General features: G+C 42.2%; 18 protein-coding genes and 1 tRNA gene. 5 read left to right on the top strand and 14 right to left on the bottom strand.

What is annotated here, in order from left to right; translation table 11 throughout:
* Position 1 precedes the first annotated feature (1 nt).
* Genes CP948_RS02425 through CP948_RS02465 form a run of 9 tightly spaced genes read right to left on the bottom strand, consistent with a single transcriptional unit; the run spans position 2 to position 9155 of the window.
* Positions 2 to 265, bottom strand: a complete 264-nt coding sequence (locus CP948_RS02425; protein WP_096600688.1) for a hypothetical protein — start codon at positions 263 to 265, stop codon at positions 2 to 4.
* 40 nt (positions 266 to 305) lie between these two features.
* Positions 306 to 2531, bottom strand: a complete 2226-nt coding sequence (locus CP948_RS02430; RefSeq protein WP_096600690.1) for a DEAD/DEAH box helicase — start codon at positions 2529 to 2531, stop codon at positions 306 to 308.
* Positions 2516 to 2833: a 30S ribosome-binding factor RbfA gene (gene rbfA / locus CP948_RS02435; protein ID WP_096600692.1), complete on the bottom strand. Its 318-nt coding sequence runs from the start codon at positions 2831 to 2833 to the stop codon at positions 2516 to 2518. Before rbfA ends, CP948_RS02430 begins: the two co-directional genes overlap by 16 nt.
* 10 nt (positions 2834 to 2843) lie before the next feature.
* The gene (gene mtnP, locus CP948_RS02440) at positions 2844 to 3677 is read right to left on the bottom strand and encodes an S-methyl-5'-thioadenosine phosphorylase (RefSeq protein WP_096600695.1); all 834 of its coding nucleotides are present in this window, start codon (positions 3675 to 3677) and stop codon (positions 2844 to 2846) included.
* Positions 3674 to 5056, bottom strand: coding sequence for a bifunctional UDP-N-acetylglucosamine diphosphorylase/glucosamine-1-phosphate N-acetyltransferase GlmU (gene glmU / locus CP948_RS02445; RefSeq protein WP_096600698.1), 1383 nt, complete (start codon positions 5054 to 5056; stop codon positions 3674 to 3676). Before glmU ends, mtnP begins: the two co-directional genes overlap by 4 nt.
* On the bottom strand, positions 5053 to 5847 hold the full coding sequence (gene lpxA, locus CP948_RS02450) for an acyl-ACP--UDP-N-acetylglucosamine O-acyltransferase (RefSeq protein WP_096600700.1): 795 nt from the start codon (positions 5845 to 5847) through the stop codon (positions 5053 to 5055). The genes glmU and lpxA overlap by 4 nt, the downstream gene beginning before the upstream one ends.
* Positions 5840 to 6520 (bottom strand): CinA family protein, encoded by a 681-nt coding sequence (locus tag CP948_RS02455; protein WP_096600702.1) that lies wholly within the window; start codon positions 6518 to 6520, stop codon positions 5840 to 5842. Before CP948_RS02455 ends, lpxA begins: the two co-directional genes overlap by 8 nt.
* Positions 6517 to 8103, bottom strand: coding sequence for a molybdopterin-dependent oxidoreductase family protein (locus CP948_RS02460; protein ID WP_096600704.1), 1587 nt, complete (start codon positions 8101 to 8103; stop codon positions 6517 to 6519). Before CP948_RS02460 ends, CP948_RS02455 begins: the two co-directional genes overlap by 4 nt.
* A complete protein-coding gene (locus tag CP948_RS02465; RefSeq protein ID WP_096600847.1) occupies positions 8100 to 9155 on the bottom strand; it encodes a DegT/DnrJ/EryC1/StrS family aminotransferase in 1056 nt (351 codons plus the stop codon). Before CP948_RS02465 ends, CP948_RS02460 begins: the two co-directional genes overlap by 4 nt.
* 59 nt (positions 9156 to 9214) lie before the next feature.
* Between CP948_RS02465 and CP948_RS02470 the strand changes: the two genes are divergently transcribed.
* From CP948_RS02470 to CP948_RS02480, 3 genes are read left to right on the top strand one after another with little or no spacing between them, the layout of a single operon-like run.
* Complete coding sequence (locus tag CP948_RS02470) at positions 9215 to 9583, top strand: hypothetical protein (protein ID WP_096600707.1); 369 nt, start codon at positions 9215 to 9217, stop codon at positions 9581 to 9583.
* Positions 9584 to 9601: 18 nt separating this feature from the next.
* Positions 9602 to 9874: an acylphosphatase gene (locus tag CP948_RS02475; protein WP_096600709.1), complete on the top strand. Its 273-nt coding sequence runs from the start codon at positions 9602 to 9604 to the stop codon at positions 9872 to 9874.
* Positions 9843 to 11252: a LysM peptidoglycan-binding domain-containing protein gene (locus CP948_RS02480; RefSeq protein WP_096600711.1), complete on the top strand. Its 1410-nt coding sequence runs from the start codon at positions 9843 to 9845 to the stop codon at positions 11250 to 11252. Before CP948_RS02475 ends, CP948_RS02480 begins: the two co-directional genes overlap by 32 nt.
* Here the strand turns inward: CP948_RS02480 and CP948_RS02485 are convergent.
* A complete protein-coding gene (locus CP948_RS02485; protein WP_096600713.1) occupies positions 11246 to 11611 on the bottom strand; it encodes a RusA family crossover junction endodeoxyribonuclease in 366 nt (121 codons plus the stop codon). The two genes, CP948_RS02480 and CP948_RS02485, sit on opposite strands and share 7 nt — an antisense overlap.
* A gap of 32 nt (positions 11612 to 11643) precedes the next feature.
* On the opposite strand from CP948_RS02485, the gene uvrC reads away from it, so the two are divergent.
* Positions 11644 to 13332, top strand: coding sequence for an excinuclease ABC subunit UvrC (gene uvrC / locus CP948_RS02490; RefSeq protein ID WP_096600715.1), 1689 nt, complete (start codon positions 11644 to 11646; stop codon positions 13330 to 13332).
* Positions 13322 to 13777, top strand: a complete 456-nt coding sequence (locus CP948_RS02495; RefSeq protein ID WP_096600849.1) for a hypothetical protein — start codon at positions 13322 to 13324, stop codon at positions 13775 to 13777. The genes uvrC and CP948_RS02495 overlap by 11 nt, the downstream gene beginning before the upstream one ends.
* Here the strand turns inward: CP948_RS02495 and CP948_RS02500 are convergent.
* From CP948_RS02500 to CP948_RS02515, 4 genes are all read right to left on the bottom strand, one after another.
* Complete coding sequence (locus CP948_RS02500) at positions 13774 to 14628, bottom strand: ATP phosphoribosyltransferase regulatory subunit (protein ID WP_096600717.1); 855 nt, start codon at positions 14626 to 14628, stop codon at positions 13774 to 13776. The two genes, CP948_RS02495 and CP948_RS02500, sit on opposite strands and share 4 nt — an antisense overlap.
* Positions 14618 to 15109 carry an ADP-ribose-binding protein gene (locus tag CP948_RS02505; RefSeq protein ID WP_096600719.1) on the bottom strand — a complete coding sequence of 164 codons (492 nt, stop codon included), beginning with the start codon at positions 15107 to 15109 and terminating at the stop codon, positions 14618 to 14620. Before CP948_RS02505 ends, CP948_RS02500 begins: the two co-directional genes overlap by 11 nt.
* Positions 15110 to 15118: 9 nt before the next feature.
* Positions 15119 to 15192: transfer RNA gene (locus CP948_RS02510), tRNA-Arg, on the bottom strand.
* Positions 15193 to 15206: 14 nt separating this feature from the next.
* Complete coding sequence (locus CP948_RS02515; protein WP_096600721.1) at positions 15207 to 16043, bottom strand: menaquinone biosynthesis family protein; 837 nt, start codon at positions 16041 to 16043, stop codon at positions 15207 to 15209.
* Positions 16044 to 16057 lie beyond the last annotated feature (14 nt).

The following is a 16057-nucleotide window of genomic DNA, read 5'->3' on the forward strand; positions in this document are numbered from 1 at the left end:
GCTACCTCTCCAGTATTTTGTAAGTGGCTTTGTCTTCACAGTGATCGCTGTCTATGAGGACGCGCAGTTCTCTTTTTTCTATCTGTTTTGGGTCCATGCCGGGTTTTGCTATAAGATTAAAGGACTTCCCTTCACAAGAGCCTGCTATTCCTGTTACTTTCATTAAGCCTGTTCTTGGGTCATAACTTTCTACCCTTACCGCTATGTAAAGGTAATCTACAGCAAAGGCAAAACTTACTATTAGCAAAGCGGCAAGGATTCTCATTTTCTCCTCCTTAAGTTTTTAGATTATCTTTTTCTGCGCTCTACTGCGTGAAAGTTTCGTGAAGGAATATAATCTGTGCAAGTTCCTTTTTCTTGAGTCTGTAAGCTTTCTCTCCAAGTTTGAAAAGTCCAAAGGCAAGAAGTATCCTGTCATCTACAAGTAAGCCGTTTTTGTTATTTTCCAAAAGTTTGATGACTTTCTTTGCTTCTTCCTTTGCTCTGTTTTTTTCAAGCTTCCTCTGTTCCCGTAAAATTTGCTCTAACCTACTGCCAAGGGTCTGCATGTCCAAAAGATCCAGCAGGTCTGAGGTTTTGGAGCCAATGGGTGGTGGCAGGATGCCATCTTCTTGCAAGACTCTTTTAAGAAGGTTTGCTCTTATGTGTCCTATGCCTTTTATACCACTCAGAGATGCATACTCAATGGTAAGTCCGTACTTTACTGAATGGGCTATAGAGAGCATCTCCTGAGGGTTTAGCCTCCAGACTCCCAACTTGCTTAGTTCCATGAGCATCCTAAGAAGGTGCAAGGCGTCAGTACCAAGGTAAGAAAACTCTCCGGGTGGGCTTGAGATGTTGGGATACTTAAAGGTCAATCCTTCGGTGTAGAAGATAAACTGGTCTGTATTGTCAGCAAGGCACTTTTGACCGCACAGGGATAGCTTTCCAGCTACATAATGGTAGTCTTCTATAAAGCTTTCGCCATTTTTGACAAACTCATAGAGGGAATCAAACTTCTTCATGTGCAAAAGGGGTCTTAGGGTGATGAGATGATCCATATTGAGAGAGAGCCTCCTTAGGAACTCCTCAAAGTGTGTGGGTGGGATACCGCTTCTAACACAGTATATAGCTTTTGGGGTGAGCTTTCCTTTGTTTATGTAGCCCTTGCTTATCAGGAATTCCATAACCGTCTTTAGGTTTTCCTTTTTTACCTTACGGTAAGAGAAGGTCTTTGTGAGGAAGTTCTCATAATTGCCACCTTCATAGAGAAAACCAAGAAGCACAAAGAGGCTAAGAGCTTCCAAATTTATGGAGCTCTGTATGGGTTCTTTTAGTGCCTTTGAGACTTCCTTTTCAAGTTTTTCGGGTGTGCCTCCGTAGGTCAGAATGTGAGAGTATCCCACTTCCTTTATGCCAAGTCTTCCTGCCCTTCCTTCCATCTGGAGTATGTCCAGCGTGTCTGGTATGCATCTTAGCTTTCCCCTTTCGTGAAACATGCGCACCAAGATTATCACACGGTCTGCGGGCAGATTTACACCATAGGCGAGGGTTTGGGTTGCCACAAGCTTGTTTAGGCTTCCCTCTCTGAAGGCTTTTTCTATCTCTTCTCTTTCTTCTTTTGGCACATCTGCGTTGTGAAAGGCTATTTCGGGCTCTTTGTCCTGCTGGTGTTCAAAGGGTGTGGTTTTGTTCATTATGCCTATCTTCTCTTCTTTGGCAAGCTCTAAGAGCTTCCACCCTAATTTCTTTTGGGGCACAAAGAGTATGACTTTCTCGTCCCTTTTGCTAAGCTCAAAAAGGGCGCTGAGCAATCTTTCTGCTATTTGGTAGTCCCTATCTGTGTGTTTTTTGGTTTTGGGAAGGTCTTTTAGGGGTCTTGTGTCTCTTATGAGTGCTACAGGTCTCCAATGGCTGTAAATGGTAAGGTCCGCTCTTATCCAATCCGCTATTTCTTCGTAAGAAGGTAGTGTGGCAGAAAGTCCCAGTAGTTTTATATCTCTGTCTAAAGCGTAGGCTATGGCTTCTTCCAGTATCCACCTTTTGGTAAGCTGGTGTATCTCATCAAAGACTATGCAGGAGATCTCTTGTACCCACTCTGCGGAGTTTCTCAGCGCATAAACGAGGTTTTCGTAGGTGCTCACCACCACCTCCCCTTTTACTCTTTTATAACTCTCCAATATGCTATCACCAGTTCTGACATCTACAGAGTAATACCTTCTTAGTTCCACTGCCTTCTCATACACTAGGGACTTGGTGGGTGCGGTGTATACCTTTCTACCTTCTTTGTTTCTCATGAAGAGGTAGGCTATGAGGCTTTTACCTGCGGAGGTGGGTGCGCACACAAGGGCGTTTCCACTTTGGTAGTAGTAGAAGAAAAGGCTCTGTAGTGGGTTAAGGAGTGGGTAGGGTATCCTGTGGTCCACTTCTTCTGAGGAAACAAGGGGTAGCTCCTGCGCTTTTAGATCCTCGTGTGTGGAAAAGAGAAGCTTTCCCCCTGGTGGCTTAAGCTGATACTGGCTCTCTTTGAGAAGTATCAGAGTTTTTCCCATAACTTCTCAAAGGCTTTTAGCTCTGCATCAAACTTGAAAACCAAATCAGGCACAAACTTAATTCTTAGGTTTTTCATAAGCTGGCTTTTTATGTATCCCCTTGCGGACTGAAGGGCTTTCTCTACCTCCTTTTCCGCACCTTCGGGTATAGTGGTAAAGTACACCTTTGCGTGCTTTAGGTCCTGAGAAAGCTCAAGTCTTGTGATGACCACCATGGCAAGCCTTGGGTCCTGTGCGTGCTTGAGAATATAAGCTATTTCTTCCTTCAAAAGGTTAGAGAGTCTATCCTTTTTTCTACTCATCTATCTTAATTTAAACCTCTGCATCCTCTAATGCGTTTTTACAATTGCAGGTTCTTTCCTCTGGAAGCTCAGACACAAAGCGTTTTATCAGAAGCTTTATCTCTTGGTCTTTGCTCTTCATAAGCTCTATCACCTCTTGGCTGGTGAGTCTTTTACCAGATATGCCAGCTGCGGGATTGGCAACTACGCACAAAGATGCATAACACATGGTGAGCTCTCTTGCGAGCACCACTTCTGGATAGCCTGTCATACCTACCACATCACCACCGAGCTTTTCTATAGCTCTTATCTCTGCAGGAGTCTCAAACCTTGGTCCCTCCGTGCATGCGTATATACCCTCTGCGTGGAAGGGCAAGTTTAAGTCTTCTAACACTTTATAAAGCACAGTCTTCATCTGAGGGCAGTAAGCCTCTGATACATCTATGTGCACCACCTTGCCTTCTCTGAGTAGCTTTGCAGGTTTGTCCTCACCCTCTACCCTAATGGACCTTATGCCCTCATAGAAGGTGCTTTTTCTATTTTTGGTCAAGTCTATAAAGTCACTAATTACCACATAGTCTCCTGGCTGTAGCTTCCTGTTTATACCTCCCACTGCGGAAAGGGATAGCACCCTACTCACCCCTATTTCTCTAAAGGCCCAAAGGTTTGCCCTATATGGCACAAGGTGTGGTGGGTATATGTGTCCCCTACCGTGTCTTGAGAGAAAGGCTACCTCTCTGCCTTCTATGTCCATTATTACCACTGGAGAAGATGGTTTCCCAAAAGGTGTTGAGATGTTTATCTCCTTTATAATGCGAGCGCCTTCTATGTTATAAATACCACTCCCTCCTATTATGCCTATCATGTTAATTTCTCCCTGCCTTTGTCCTTTAAAAGCTTCAGAGCGGGTCTTGAGATGGCAAGATAGCCCTCTGGCACATCTTTGTTCACCACAGACCCACCCGCCACAAAAGCAAAGTCTCCTACCTTTAAGGGTGCTATCAGTAAAGAGTTGCTACCTATAAAGGCATTGCTTCCCACACGAGTTTGGTGCTTTCTCTTACCGTCAAAGTTGGCAAACACTACACCTGCACCTATGTTAGAGCTACTTCCTATGTAAGCGTCCCCTATGTAGGCAAGGTGCTTGGCTTTTACATCTTTTTCTATTGTGGAATTCTTTACTTCCACAAAGTTGCCTATTTGACTTTCCTCACCTACTGTGCTTTGATCCCTTATGTGTGCAAAGGGTCCTATGCGCGCCTTTTTGAGCACCTTGGAGTTTCTTATCACTGAGTAAGGCTCTATCACCACGCCTTCTTCTATCAAAGAATTTTCTATGATGCTTCCCTTTCCTATAACACAGTTTTTGCCTATCTTTGTTTTGCCTATGAGCATCACATCTGGGTGTATCTCCACATCTCCCTCTAAGCTCACATCAGGCTCTATCCACACGCTTTCGGGTTGGTGTATGGTGTTGCCTTTTTCTGCCCACTGCTGAAGTATCCGAAGTCTTATTACATTCTCCGCTACTGCCAAATCCCACCGGGTGTTTACTCCCAAGATTTCTGTAGGGTCTTGAGCCATAAAGGTTCTGGTTTTGTATCCTTTCTGATACATAAGGTTAAAGATTTCAGTAAGGTAAAGCTCTCCACTATTGCTAGGTTTTACAGAGAACACACACTCAAGAAGGTGAGGTGCATAAAAAATATAAACCCCTCCGTTTACCTCGTTTATCTTTTTCTCCTCAAAACTTGCCTCTTTTTCTTCTACTATCTTTATTACATTTCCCTCGCTGTCTTTTACCACTCTTCCATAGTCTGTAGGATCAGGAAGAAAACTTGTGAGCACCAGTGCGCTGAGCTTTACCCCTTCGTACTCTTCCACCATGCTTATGTACCTTTGCATGTTTTTTAGGGTTGAAGACCTTACCAAAGGTGCATCTCCGTTAATGACCAAAACATAACCTTCATAAGACCTCCACATGTCTGCAGAAGAGATAACTGCGTCCGCGGTGCCTCCTCTTGGGTTTTTCTGGTAATAAAAAGAGACCGTTTCATCTTCTAAGGCTTTTTTTACTTCCTCAGCTCCATAACCTACAACTACGCCTATGTCCTCTATACCGCTGTTTTTTACCGTCTGCAAGACATACCAAAGCATGGGTTTTCCCAGTATGGTGTGTAGCACTTTGGGCTTTTCGCTTTTGAGCCTGGTCCCCATTCCTGCGGAAAGTATAACCGCTTTCATGACCTGCCTCCTGCATCCCTTGCTACTCCTCTTTTGCTGGTTTTTATAAATTCTACAAGATGCCTTATTTCTTCGTACTCTCCCAGTTCTTTCAAGATGACCTCTATGGCTTCTTTCTTTAACATGCCACTCCTGAATAGTATTCTGTAGGCTCTTTTTATGGCTTTTATAACTTCCTTTTTGAAACCTCTCCTTTCTAAGCCTACAGTATTCACACCGTATAAAAGTGCGTGCTGTCCTGATGCCCTTGTGTATGGTGGAATGTCCAAAGAAACTCCAGAGAGTCCTCCTACCATGGCATAAGCTCCTACCCTAGCCCACTGATGGACCGCAGAAAGGCCTCCTATGAAAGCATACTCGCCCACCTCTACATGCCCACCCAAGGTGGCACAGTTTGCCATAATTACGCCCCTTCTGACAATACAATCATGAGCTACATGGGAGTAAGCCATAAGCATTACATCATCTTCTATAATGGTTTTCATGATGCCTATGGATGTTCCTCTATGTATGGTTGCATACTCTCTTATTATTACGCGATTTCCTATGATTACCTCACTTTCTTCTCCCGCATACCTAAGATGCTGGGGTTCTTCTCCTATGACAACACCATCATATATCTTGCAGTCCTGCCCTATCTTCACCTTTCCCTTTATGCTCACCCTGTTTCCTATCTTTGTACCCTTTCCTATGCTCACATCACCTACAAGAATGCTGTAAGCCCCTATCTCCACAGATTCCTCTATACGAACATCCTCACCTATTATGGCTGTTGGATGTATCTTACTCACGGATGTACCTCTCCCTAAGAAACCTTCTTAACATATCAAGAGCTATCTGTGTAGAAAGGAATCTGTTTTCATTCCTACTACCTTTTAGTCTGTGTTCTTCCACTATCACCTCACTATCCGTTCCTAAGCCTATGAAAGTCAAGCCCACTGGTTTTTTCTGTGTGCCTCCACCTGGACCTGCTATGCCCGTTATAGCCAAAGATACGTCTGCATCTGTTTCTTCAAGTACACCTATACACATAGCCCTACACACCTCTTTAGATACCGCACCAAACTTTCTAATAAGGCTCTCATCAATACCCAAAAGCTTAGTTTTTAGGTCATTTGCGTAAGCAATGAACCCACCCAAGAACACCTCAGAACTTCCTGCTACATTCACTATTCTTGCGGACAAAAGCCCTCCAGAAGAGCTTTCCGCAACTGCCAATTTGAGTCCAACCCTTTTGAGCATGCTAACTACCACCTCTTCCATTTCCAAAAACTCATCCGCATAAACAAAGTCCTTTAGCTTCTCGTAAGCGACCATCTTTTCTTCTTGGGTCTGAAAAAAGAGGTCCGCACCTCCTAACCACTTTTTGTAATTGTAGCTTTTAAGGGTGTTCTCATCAAGCCCGAATGTTCTAAGCAAGTAAGAGGATTTAGCTTTTCTCTTCTTACAAACCGTTGCTATCATTCCAAAACCTCAAACCTGTAGTAGGGATGTTTTAGAAACCTTCCTACGCTCACACCCGGATGGAAAGGTTGATACTCCTCATAAGATAATGGTATAAACACAACATCGTCCGCTATGTTAGGAGTGATGATAACTTTAAACTCATGCCCGCGTATAAAGATTTTGTCTTCTACCTTGAGTTTTTTTGCGGTCCTTTCGTTTAAATACGCCATCTGGTACTTTTCCATGTCGTGAGTCCATGTGTACCAGTGTCCCAAATCTTCCACAAGTGTGTTGTCCGTGTAGATATAGATGCCCTCTTTTAACGGCTCTGTTCTCTCTTCTTGCTGGAAAACTTCTTCCAATGGTGGAAGTTTAAGTTTGGCCTCATCAGAAGTCTTAAGCTCTTGATAGTCAATACCGTAATGGCTCAAAAACTCTTCTAAAGTTATATCTTTTTCAAACACTTCTCTCAAAAAGGTGTAAGGGTTTATGTACTCTTGCCTGTTTAGCACCTTTGGGGTATATGCTAAAAATCCAAAGCCGTGTCTGTAATTTATAAAGTCCCTTTCTGTAAAGTTAGTCATAGGCAGGACCAAGTTAGCATGATGGGATGTAAAGTTAGGAAAAAGCGTAAATTGAAGGACAAACTTATCTTTTAACTTTTCCAAATGCTCATCTCTTAGAAGCCTCAGAGGGTTGCCAAAAACCACAAGGGCATCAAAATCATCTATGCTTTCGCACAGGTCCTTGAGGGAGTAAGAGGGAAAAGGCATCACATCTCCCACTATGGCATACTCCACTTTGAACCTTCTTCTTAATTCCTTCATAAATCTTATCACCCTGTCCTTAAAAGGAGAGACCATAAGAGAAGCAGATACTAACACCAAAGATTCCTTTATCAACTGAAGGCTCTTTTTCAGAAAGTCTATTCTTTTGTCAGTGTGCTCCTCTTGAAGGATCTTTTCAAGAAACAAAAGTGCCTGATGAGGAGGCATAAGATACGTCTCTTTTGCCTTGGCATTTAGTGTAGAGTACCTTGATGAGATCACATATAGGTATGCTCCCTTCTCTACCGCATCTATGAGCCATCTTGTGGACATGACCTCGGAAAACACGGGTTCTACCTCAAAGGCAAGAATAAACCTTCTGTCCCTCCATTCTTGGGGTAAAAGGGTTGATGCTTTGAAGGGTAAGTAAACTGTATCCGTAAATACAAAAGGCGTGATCTCCTTAGCAAGGACATACTCTTCAAGACCTGCAGACCTATCAAGTAAGAAAGCCACTTTTTTGTCTTTTAGTTTTTCCTTTGCCAAATTCGTTGCAGATGTATAGGAAATCTCTACATAGTCTTGATCTTTTCTGAAAAAGGCTTTTCTTAGTCTAAGGGGGTTTGTATCTGTGGATTGTATATAAGTTATTCCTTTAGTGCATAAACTTCCTATGCCTCTTTTGTCCGCAGGATGTCCGTAAAGATCTACTATAGTATGGTCTTTTGTGTAAAGGATATAACCACAAGAACAACCACACCCTGCGCATAATCCACAAAGTTCCTCTTCAAACTCCTTAACAGTCAGGGGTATATTAGTAGGTCTGAGGCTCATGTTTTTTCCATAATGGTATTTATTGCAGAAAGCACACCCTCAATAACATAGTTTATTTCGTCCTCTGTAAGATAAGGGTGCACTGGTATGGAAAAAACTTCCTTCCTAAAGCTTTCCGCTCTGTCAAGGGGTAGATGGTCTACCTTTCTTATCTCATTTAGCAGATAACTGTAGTATACGCGTGCGTCTATACCCATGTCCCTTAGATGTTTTATTATTCTGTCCCTTTCTTGATGTCTGAGGGTATACAGATGATACACGTGGTAAGCGTTGGGTCTTTCGGTAGGTGCAGTCAAAGATCCGTTAAAGTGCTCATTGTACTTTTGTGCTATATCTCTTCTCCTCTTATTTCTTTCATCAAGGCGTTTGAGCTGAATGTATCCAATAGCAGCCTGGAACTCTGTGATCCTTACATTAAAAGCAGGGTGGTCCCCAAAATCTATCCACTTTTTTATACTCTTTGCCAAGGTATCATCATCTGTAGCGATGACTCCTCCTTCACCCATAGGAACATTCTTTGATGCGTAAAAACTAAAAGCGGAAAGGTGTCCTAAAGCTCCTGCCTTTTTTCCTTTAAAGCTCGCACCGTGTGCCTGCGCTGCATCCTCAAGCACTAAAAAACCATACTTTTCTGATAGATACATAATGTCTTCCATATTTGCGGTCTGCCCATAAAGATGTACGGGAATAACTACCAAAGGATGGTATCTTTTTACTGCATCCTCTAATTGAGATGGGTCCATGGTGTAATGCTCATCCACATCAACCACAACAGGAATACCCCCTGCCAAAAGCACAGCGTCTATTGTTGCCATAAAGCTCATGGCAGGGACTACCACCCTTTTACCTTCAACACCTACGGATTTCAAGGCGATAAAAAGGGCAACGGTACCAGAACACACAGTAAAGGCATACCTGACACCCAAATATCTTGCAAACTCCTCTTCAAACCTTTTAGTCCATTCACCTCTGGTTATCTGATTGCTTTCAAGGATGCTAAGCACGGTGAGCTTTTCTTCTTCAGAAAACTTAGGCTCAATTATCTTGATCACCCTTTCTATCATCCTGTTTATTATAAAAGAAAGAGCCCATTTTGTGTTATAATGCCAGTATGTTTATAAGGTTAAGCCTTTTTGCAGTAGCCCTCGCTCTTTTCTCCTGCACAGAAAAAAAGGTCTCCGTTCCTAAAACCGCAGACAGCTGGTGTCCAACTGGCGCTACCATCAATGGAATAACAAGTATAAGTGTTGAAGGCATAGTAGATTACGAAGACATAAACTGGTGTAAACTGGTTATTACCAGCGGAGATGTGAGGTCCGAAATATACTTCACGCAAGACGGTTTAAGACAAAGATGGGTGCAGTACAAAGGAGGGGTTTTAAGGTCAGAAACAGAGCTAAGAAAGACAAAAGCCATAATGAGGATTTACGACGAGAAGGGGAACTTGGTTGAAGAGGTCAGGTCAAAGGAAAGATTCTGAGTAGGTTAAAATTTTTCTATGGTTGCGTACAGGGTCTATGTAAGCGGTATTGTTCAAGGAGTAGGTTTTAGGGCATACACAAAAAACCTTGCGGAAAGCTACGGTCTTGACGGATGGGTCAGAAACATGCCAGATGGAAGAGTGGAAATTTTTGTGCAGGGAGACAAAGATTTAGTATGGGACTTTTTAAAAAGGGTATCGGATGGTCCACCCCTTTCAAAGGTGGAACTCATCCAGATACAGAAGGAGGTGGTAAAAGATGAAGAAAGAGGTTTTAGTATTAGGTATTAGCGCCATCTTTGGCATTGCCTACGGTGTTGAATGCGAATACTACAAAGTGCAAAAAGGAGATACCCTTGCTAACATAGCCAAGAGAAAAGGTGTCAGTGTTCAAGAGATACTGAAAAATAACAAACATCTTGACCCTAATAAGGTAAAAGTTGGTGATAAGATATGCATACCTGTTGCAGAAAAACCCAAGAGCAAAAAAGAGGCAAAGGCTAAAAAGAAGGAACAGGACTACGAGTACTACACGGTGCAGAAAGGAGCAAGACTCAAAGATATTGCCAATAGGTTAGGAGTGCCTTTAAAGGAGCTTGAGGCTCTAAATCCAGAGTATAAAAATAAGTTCTTAGCAAAAGGCACAAAGGTTAAAGTACCAAAGAGAGAAGCTAAAGGGATAGAGAAAGAAGAGGGTAATTACGAGTTTTACACAGTGGAGCGCGGTGCCAAGCTTGAGCACATATCAAAAAAGCTGGGCATTCCTCTAAAAACCCTTGAAAAACTAAATCCTGAATACAAGGGCGTGTGGCTAAAGAAGGGCACAAAGGTTAAAGTGCCAAAAACCACTGTACAAAAACAAAAAGAAGAGAAGATAGAGTACGATATATACACCATCAAAAGGGGGGGAAGGCTCAAAGATGTAGCAAAAAGCTTGGGCATTCCACTCAAAGAGCTTGAGGCTCTAAACCCAGAGTACAAAAATAAGTTTTTGAGCAAAGGTACTAAGATCAAAGTACCCAAAGAAAGCTTGTCGGAAAAGAAAGAGGAAAAGAAAACTAAGCACTATGTGATGCACAAAGTCAGAAAAGGTGAGACTGTAAGTTCCATAGCAAGAAAGTACGGTGTATCTGAGGAAGAACTCATGAGAATAAACCATCTTAAAAGCAAGAAGCTCACAGCAGGCAGGCGTATAAAAATACCCGTTGCGGTAAAAGAACCCAAAGAAGAGAAAAAGACCTCTTTTAGTGAAAAAAGCTTAGAGCGTATACCTGAAGAGAGACAAACCGAGCCCACTGAGATTAAAGTTTTGAAGAAAAGCATACCCATGCCCGTTGATGGAAAGGTGGTAAAATCCACAAGAGGTGTGGACATACTTACCAAGTGTGGAGAGCCTATCAAAAGCGTTGATGACGGAAAAGTCATCTACAGCGGGGGAGACCTTCAGGCTTACGGCAACATGGTGATAGTGGAACACAAAGACTTTATATCCCTGTATGCTTACAACTCCAAAAATATGGTTAAAAGGGGTGATACGGTAAGCAAAGGACAGGAGATAGCAAGCGTAGGTAAAAAGAATAACTCAGATGAATGCATACTACACTTTGAGCTAAGAACCAAGGATGGAGTACCTTTAGACCCTACCGAATACCTCAAAAACACTCAGTGATCGTCGATGTACTCTTTTATCCTTACAATAGTTTTTGACTGACCTTTGAGCACTTTCTTTACAGTTTTTATCTCGTATATTTGGTTATCATTCTTTATAACCTTAGCCCTTTCAAGTATGTCCCAAAGACTCTTTAACATATTGTCTATGTCTCTTTTCCTGTTGTTGGGAAGGACAAGAAGAACTTCCATGGAAAGCTTCCCTTCAAGAGGCTCTCCCTTATACTGCTGGCTTATCTCCCACAGAGCTCTAACTTCCCAGTTTTTCACTCTTGGGGGCTTGAACACCTTACCTCCCTTTTTTCTAACATAACGGTTGCTTTTTGGTACAGGCACCTGTGAAAGGACTATTTCTATCATTTTATAAACTCCACGCTTAAACTTAAATAATTATGATAAGGTTGGAAGATATTCTGGCTATACCAGAAAAAACTGGGGTTTATCTATTCAAAAAAGGGGACAAGGTCCTTTATGTGGGAAAAGCCAAAAACTTAAAAGAAAGACTTTTACAGCACTACAGACAGAGTGAGAAAGACCAAAAAGAGAAAGCCATTATAGTAGAATCTGAGCGTGTGGAGTGGGTCATAACGAGAAACGAGTTTGAAGCTCTAACCTTAGAAGTGGACCTTATACAGCTTCACAAACCCAAATACAATGTACTTCACAAATACGGTGGAGGCTATCCCCTCTTGCTTTTAACAGAGGATAAGTATCCCACACTGAAAGTAGTTAGGGGACAATCCCAAGGAATGGTATTTGGACCTTTCTTCAGCGTCGGTAAAGCCAAAAAGGTAAAAAGGTTGATTCACAAACTTTTCAAGCTAAGAACTTGTGATCCCATGCCTATCAGAAAAGAGCCATGCATGGATTATCACTTAGGGCTTTGCTGTGCACCCTGTTGTGGCTATGTTAGCCATGATGAATACATGCTGAATGTGAAGTCCGCTACGAGCTTGCTTTCGGGAGATGTATCTTCTGTACTACCTGAACTCTACCTTGCAATAGAGCGCTACTCTAAGGAGCTCAAATTTGAAAAATGTGCTCAGATAAGGGATCAAGTGCTGGCTCTTGAGAATCTCTCAAAGGGACAAAGGGTTTCTAACATTCCCATTCCCAACGCAGACATCTTTTATTCCATGGGTAAACTCTTGGGTGTGTTTTTAGTGAGGTCTTCCAAGCTTGTGGACAAACAGATTATATTGCTTGACAAGGAAGAACAAAAGGAAGAAGTCTTACTTGGCTTTTATTACTCTAATCCTATACCCCATCAGGTAATTACTAACTTTGAGCTTTTACCAGAAGTTAAAGAGTGGCTCGAAAGGAGAGGAAGAGTGAAACTAGACAAACTTACTGATAAGGCTCTTGAGGATATCATCAGGGAGAACATGGGCAATCACATAGACCTTAACCTTCTTGAAAAAGAGTTCAGAGAAAAACTCTGTATGGATCTTCCTTCCATCATAGAGGGTTTTGATGTATCCCACTTTTACGGCGAGTATACGGTAGCATCCTGTGTGGTCTGGGAGAAAGGATACATGAATAAAAGAAGGTACAGAAGATACAGAATCAGGAGCGTGAGCAAGATAGATGATTACGCATCTATTAGGGAAGTATTGGAAAGAAGAGCTAAAAGATTGAAAGCTGGAGAAGAAGTAATGCCTGATGCGTGGCTAATAGATGGTGGCTACGGACAAATGAATGTCGCTTTAGAAGTAAAAAGAAAGTATCAGATGGACATAAAAGTTTTTGCCTTAGCAAAACAGGAGGAGATGCTTTTGTGTGAAGACGGAAAAGAACTGTGTCTAATAGACCACCCTATTCTGTACAGAGTTTTTGGGCTTATAAGGGACGAAGCGCACAGTTTTGCTCTTTCTTATAGCAGAAAGCTAAAGCTCAAAGAAGACACGCACCATGTGCTTGACCACATAAAAGGTATAGGTGAGGTCAAAAAGAGGATCATATACAGAAACTTTGAAAACCTCTATGAGTTGTTAAAAGCAGATGAAGATGTGTTAAAAAGAATGGGCATAAATCCAGCCATAAAGCAGGAGGTGAAAAAGTACCTTGAGGGTGATCAATGAAGTGAACTTTTTCAGCTACTTTTTTTCTTCTTTGGTAGCAGGGTATGTAATGATGGCCGTGGATATTATGATGGACGGTTTTCTGGGACTTTTTGGCACTTACAGAGAGTATCTGAACATAATAAAACAGTTTGGTATGTTTAATGGTTTTGAAGATGTGATCATGGTCTTGGGACACATGATAAACTCTGTGGTCCTTGCTCTTTTCTTTGTGCATCCTGCTGTTTATCGTAGACTACCCTTCAAAGGTGGCATAGCAAAGGGTATTGTTTTTGGAGCCTTTTGGCATGTGTGCGTCGTACTCTTTCTTTTTATAACCTCCTTGGGTGGTGCTAAATTTTCTATAACTATGATGTCTGCTTCCCTTTCTAGCCAAGTTTCTTTGTTCCTCCTTCACCTTGTATGGGGAGCGGTGTTAGGTCTTCTTTACTGGCAAAAAGATTAAAGCTCAAGAAGTCTATCCAAATAAACAGCACCACCTACTGCCGGTATGTCTCTTCCGAAAAGACTGTAAAGTTTGTCGTACCTTCCTCCTCCTGCTAAAGGATAACCAAGCCGTGGGTGAAAAACTTCAAAGACTATTCCCGTATAATAAGGTTGTAGCCTAATCTCTGACAGATCAAAGATCACAGGAATGTTCTCTAAGTACTCGGATATCTCAAGTAGCTCTTCACACTCCCTAGAGAACTCACCGTGCTTACTTGCAAACTCTTGAATCACCTCTTTACCACCTTGCATGTAGAGAAGTTCCGTAAGTTCTGTATAACTTTGTAGCTCTGAGAAGTTCTTTTCAAACATGGCTTTTATTATTCTGTGTTTGTCTGGATATTTTTCCAACATACGGTTTACTATACCCATATGACCTACATTTACCACAAAGTCCATTACAGAACACATCCTTAGGTATTCGCAGAGCTTTCTTATTACCTCTGCATCACTGTATACTTCTTTAACGCCCAAGTGTTCTATGCCCATCTGAAACCTTTCTAAATCACCCGCAAGTGAAAACACATTTCCCCAATAAAAAACTTTTAACGGTAGTTCCAAGTGTCTTAAACTTGAGAGAAACCTTGCAAGACTTACTGTCCAGTCTACTCTAAGACTCAAAAAGCTACCATCCTGACATGTCCCTACGAAAAAAGGTTTGTAGTGCTGAATGATAATCTTATGCTCGTGTTTTTCTATAGTAGGGAGTATAAGAAAATTATAGTCTTCAAACACTTGGCACGCCTTTAAAAAAGACTGTTTTAGCCTTTCAGAATCGTCAAAAGAAAAGAACCTTTCTTCAACGGGCATATTCTCTCCACTTTTGAACTAACTCCTTATCTACATCTACGAGGATCACCTTTTCAAGATTTACTGGTTTGAATTTTTCTATCTCTTCTATCATAGCCTTTGCTGCAATGTCCTTTGGAAGCCTTCCTACACCGGTTCCCATCCCGGGTATAGCTATACTTTTAAAACCCATCTTGTCTGCAAGCTCAAGACTTGCCCTCAGTGCCTTTCTCACCTTTTCCTCAGTGGTAGCCATCGCTGGCTCTTCCATGGTGGGTGCGTGTATAACTCCTTTAAAGGGAAGACTGCCTGCAGTGGTTATGATGGCAGAGCCTACAGGAATAGGAGCTTTACTGACCGCTTCCTCTTCAATGATACTACCGCCTGCCCTTTTTATAACGCCCGCGACCCCACCACCCATGTATCCAAGAGAGTTGGCTGGATTTACTATGACATCTGCCTCTACTTGTAGCAAACTGCCTTCTATTATAACTATCTCCATAACCCAAAGCGTCCCCGGGAGGAGTCGAACCTCCGACCTCGAGATTAGGAATCTCGCGCTCTATCCTCCTGAGCTACGGGGACTAATACTTAATATATCACACCTCATCAGAGAAAATTATCTTTGGAACTTCAGCTTTTATTATCCCCCTTTCTTTACCCCACTGAAGCATTAACCTAACTGCCTGTCTACCATCTTCTCCGTAATCTACAGTTCTTTGGTTCACGTACATACTTACAAACTTCTTTGTTTTCTCTTGGCTATCCTTTATATCCCTTGCGTAATTCTTAGCATACTCTAAGGCTTTTTCTTGGTTAGAAAGAGCGTATTCCACACTTCTTTTCATTACCCTTTCCACTTTCTTTATAGTTTCTACACTTAGGTCCTTTCTTACCACATTGCATCCAAGAGGTAAAGGTAGACCAGTCTTTTCTTTCCACCATTGACCTAAGTCTATAAACTTCAAAAGTCCTCTATCCTCATAACTTATCTGTCCTTCGTGTATGACGAGCCCTGCATCCACCTGCCCCTTTTCTACCGCCTCCATAACTTGATCAAAGGGTAGAACCTCCTCGTAAAAGTCAGGTTCGTACAGCTTGAGTATCAGGTAAGCAGTGGTGAGCCTGCCTGGCACCGCTATCTTTTTACCTTTGAGTGTATCTAAGGGCTTCTTAGACACCACTATGGGTCCGTATCCGTCTCCTACACTTCCACCGCTTGGAAGCACAAGGTACTTGTCTGCAACATATGGGTATGTGTGAAAGGAGATGGCAGATATCTCGTAAGTTCCTTCAAAAGCGCATCTGTTTAAGGTTTCTATATCCGCAAGCATATGTTCAAAGGACAATCCTTCTGTGTCTATAAGTCCAAACACCATAGGGTAGAACATAAAAGCATCGTCCGAGTCTGGGCTATGAGCTATCCTGAGTTTCATCCCAATAAATTATA

The sequence above is a fragment of the Hydrogenobacter hydrogenophilus genome, from assembly GCF_900215655.1.
Lineage (GTDB): Bacteria > Aquificota > Aquificia > Aquificales > Aquificaceae > Hydrogenobacter > Hydrogenobacter hydrogenophilus.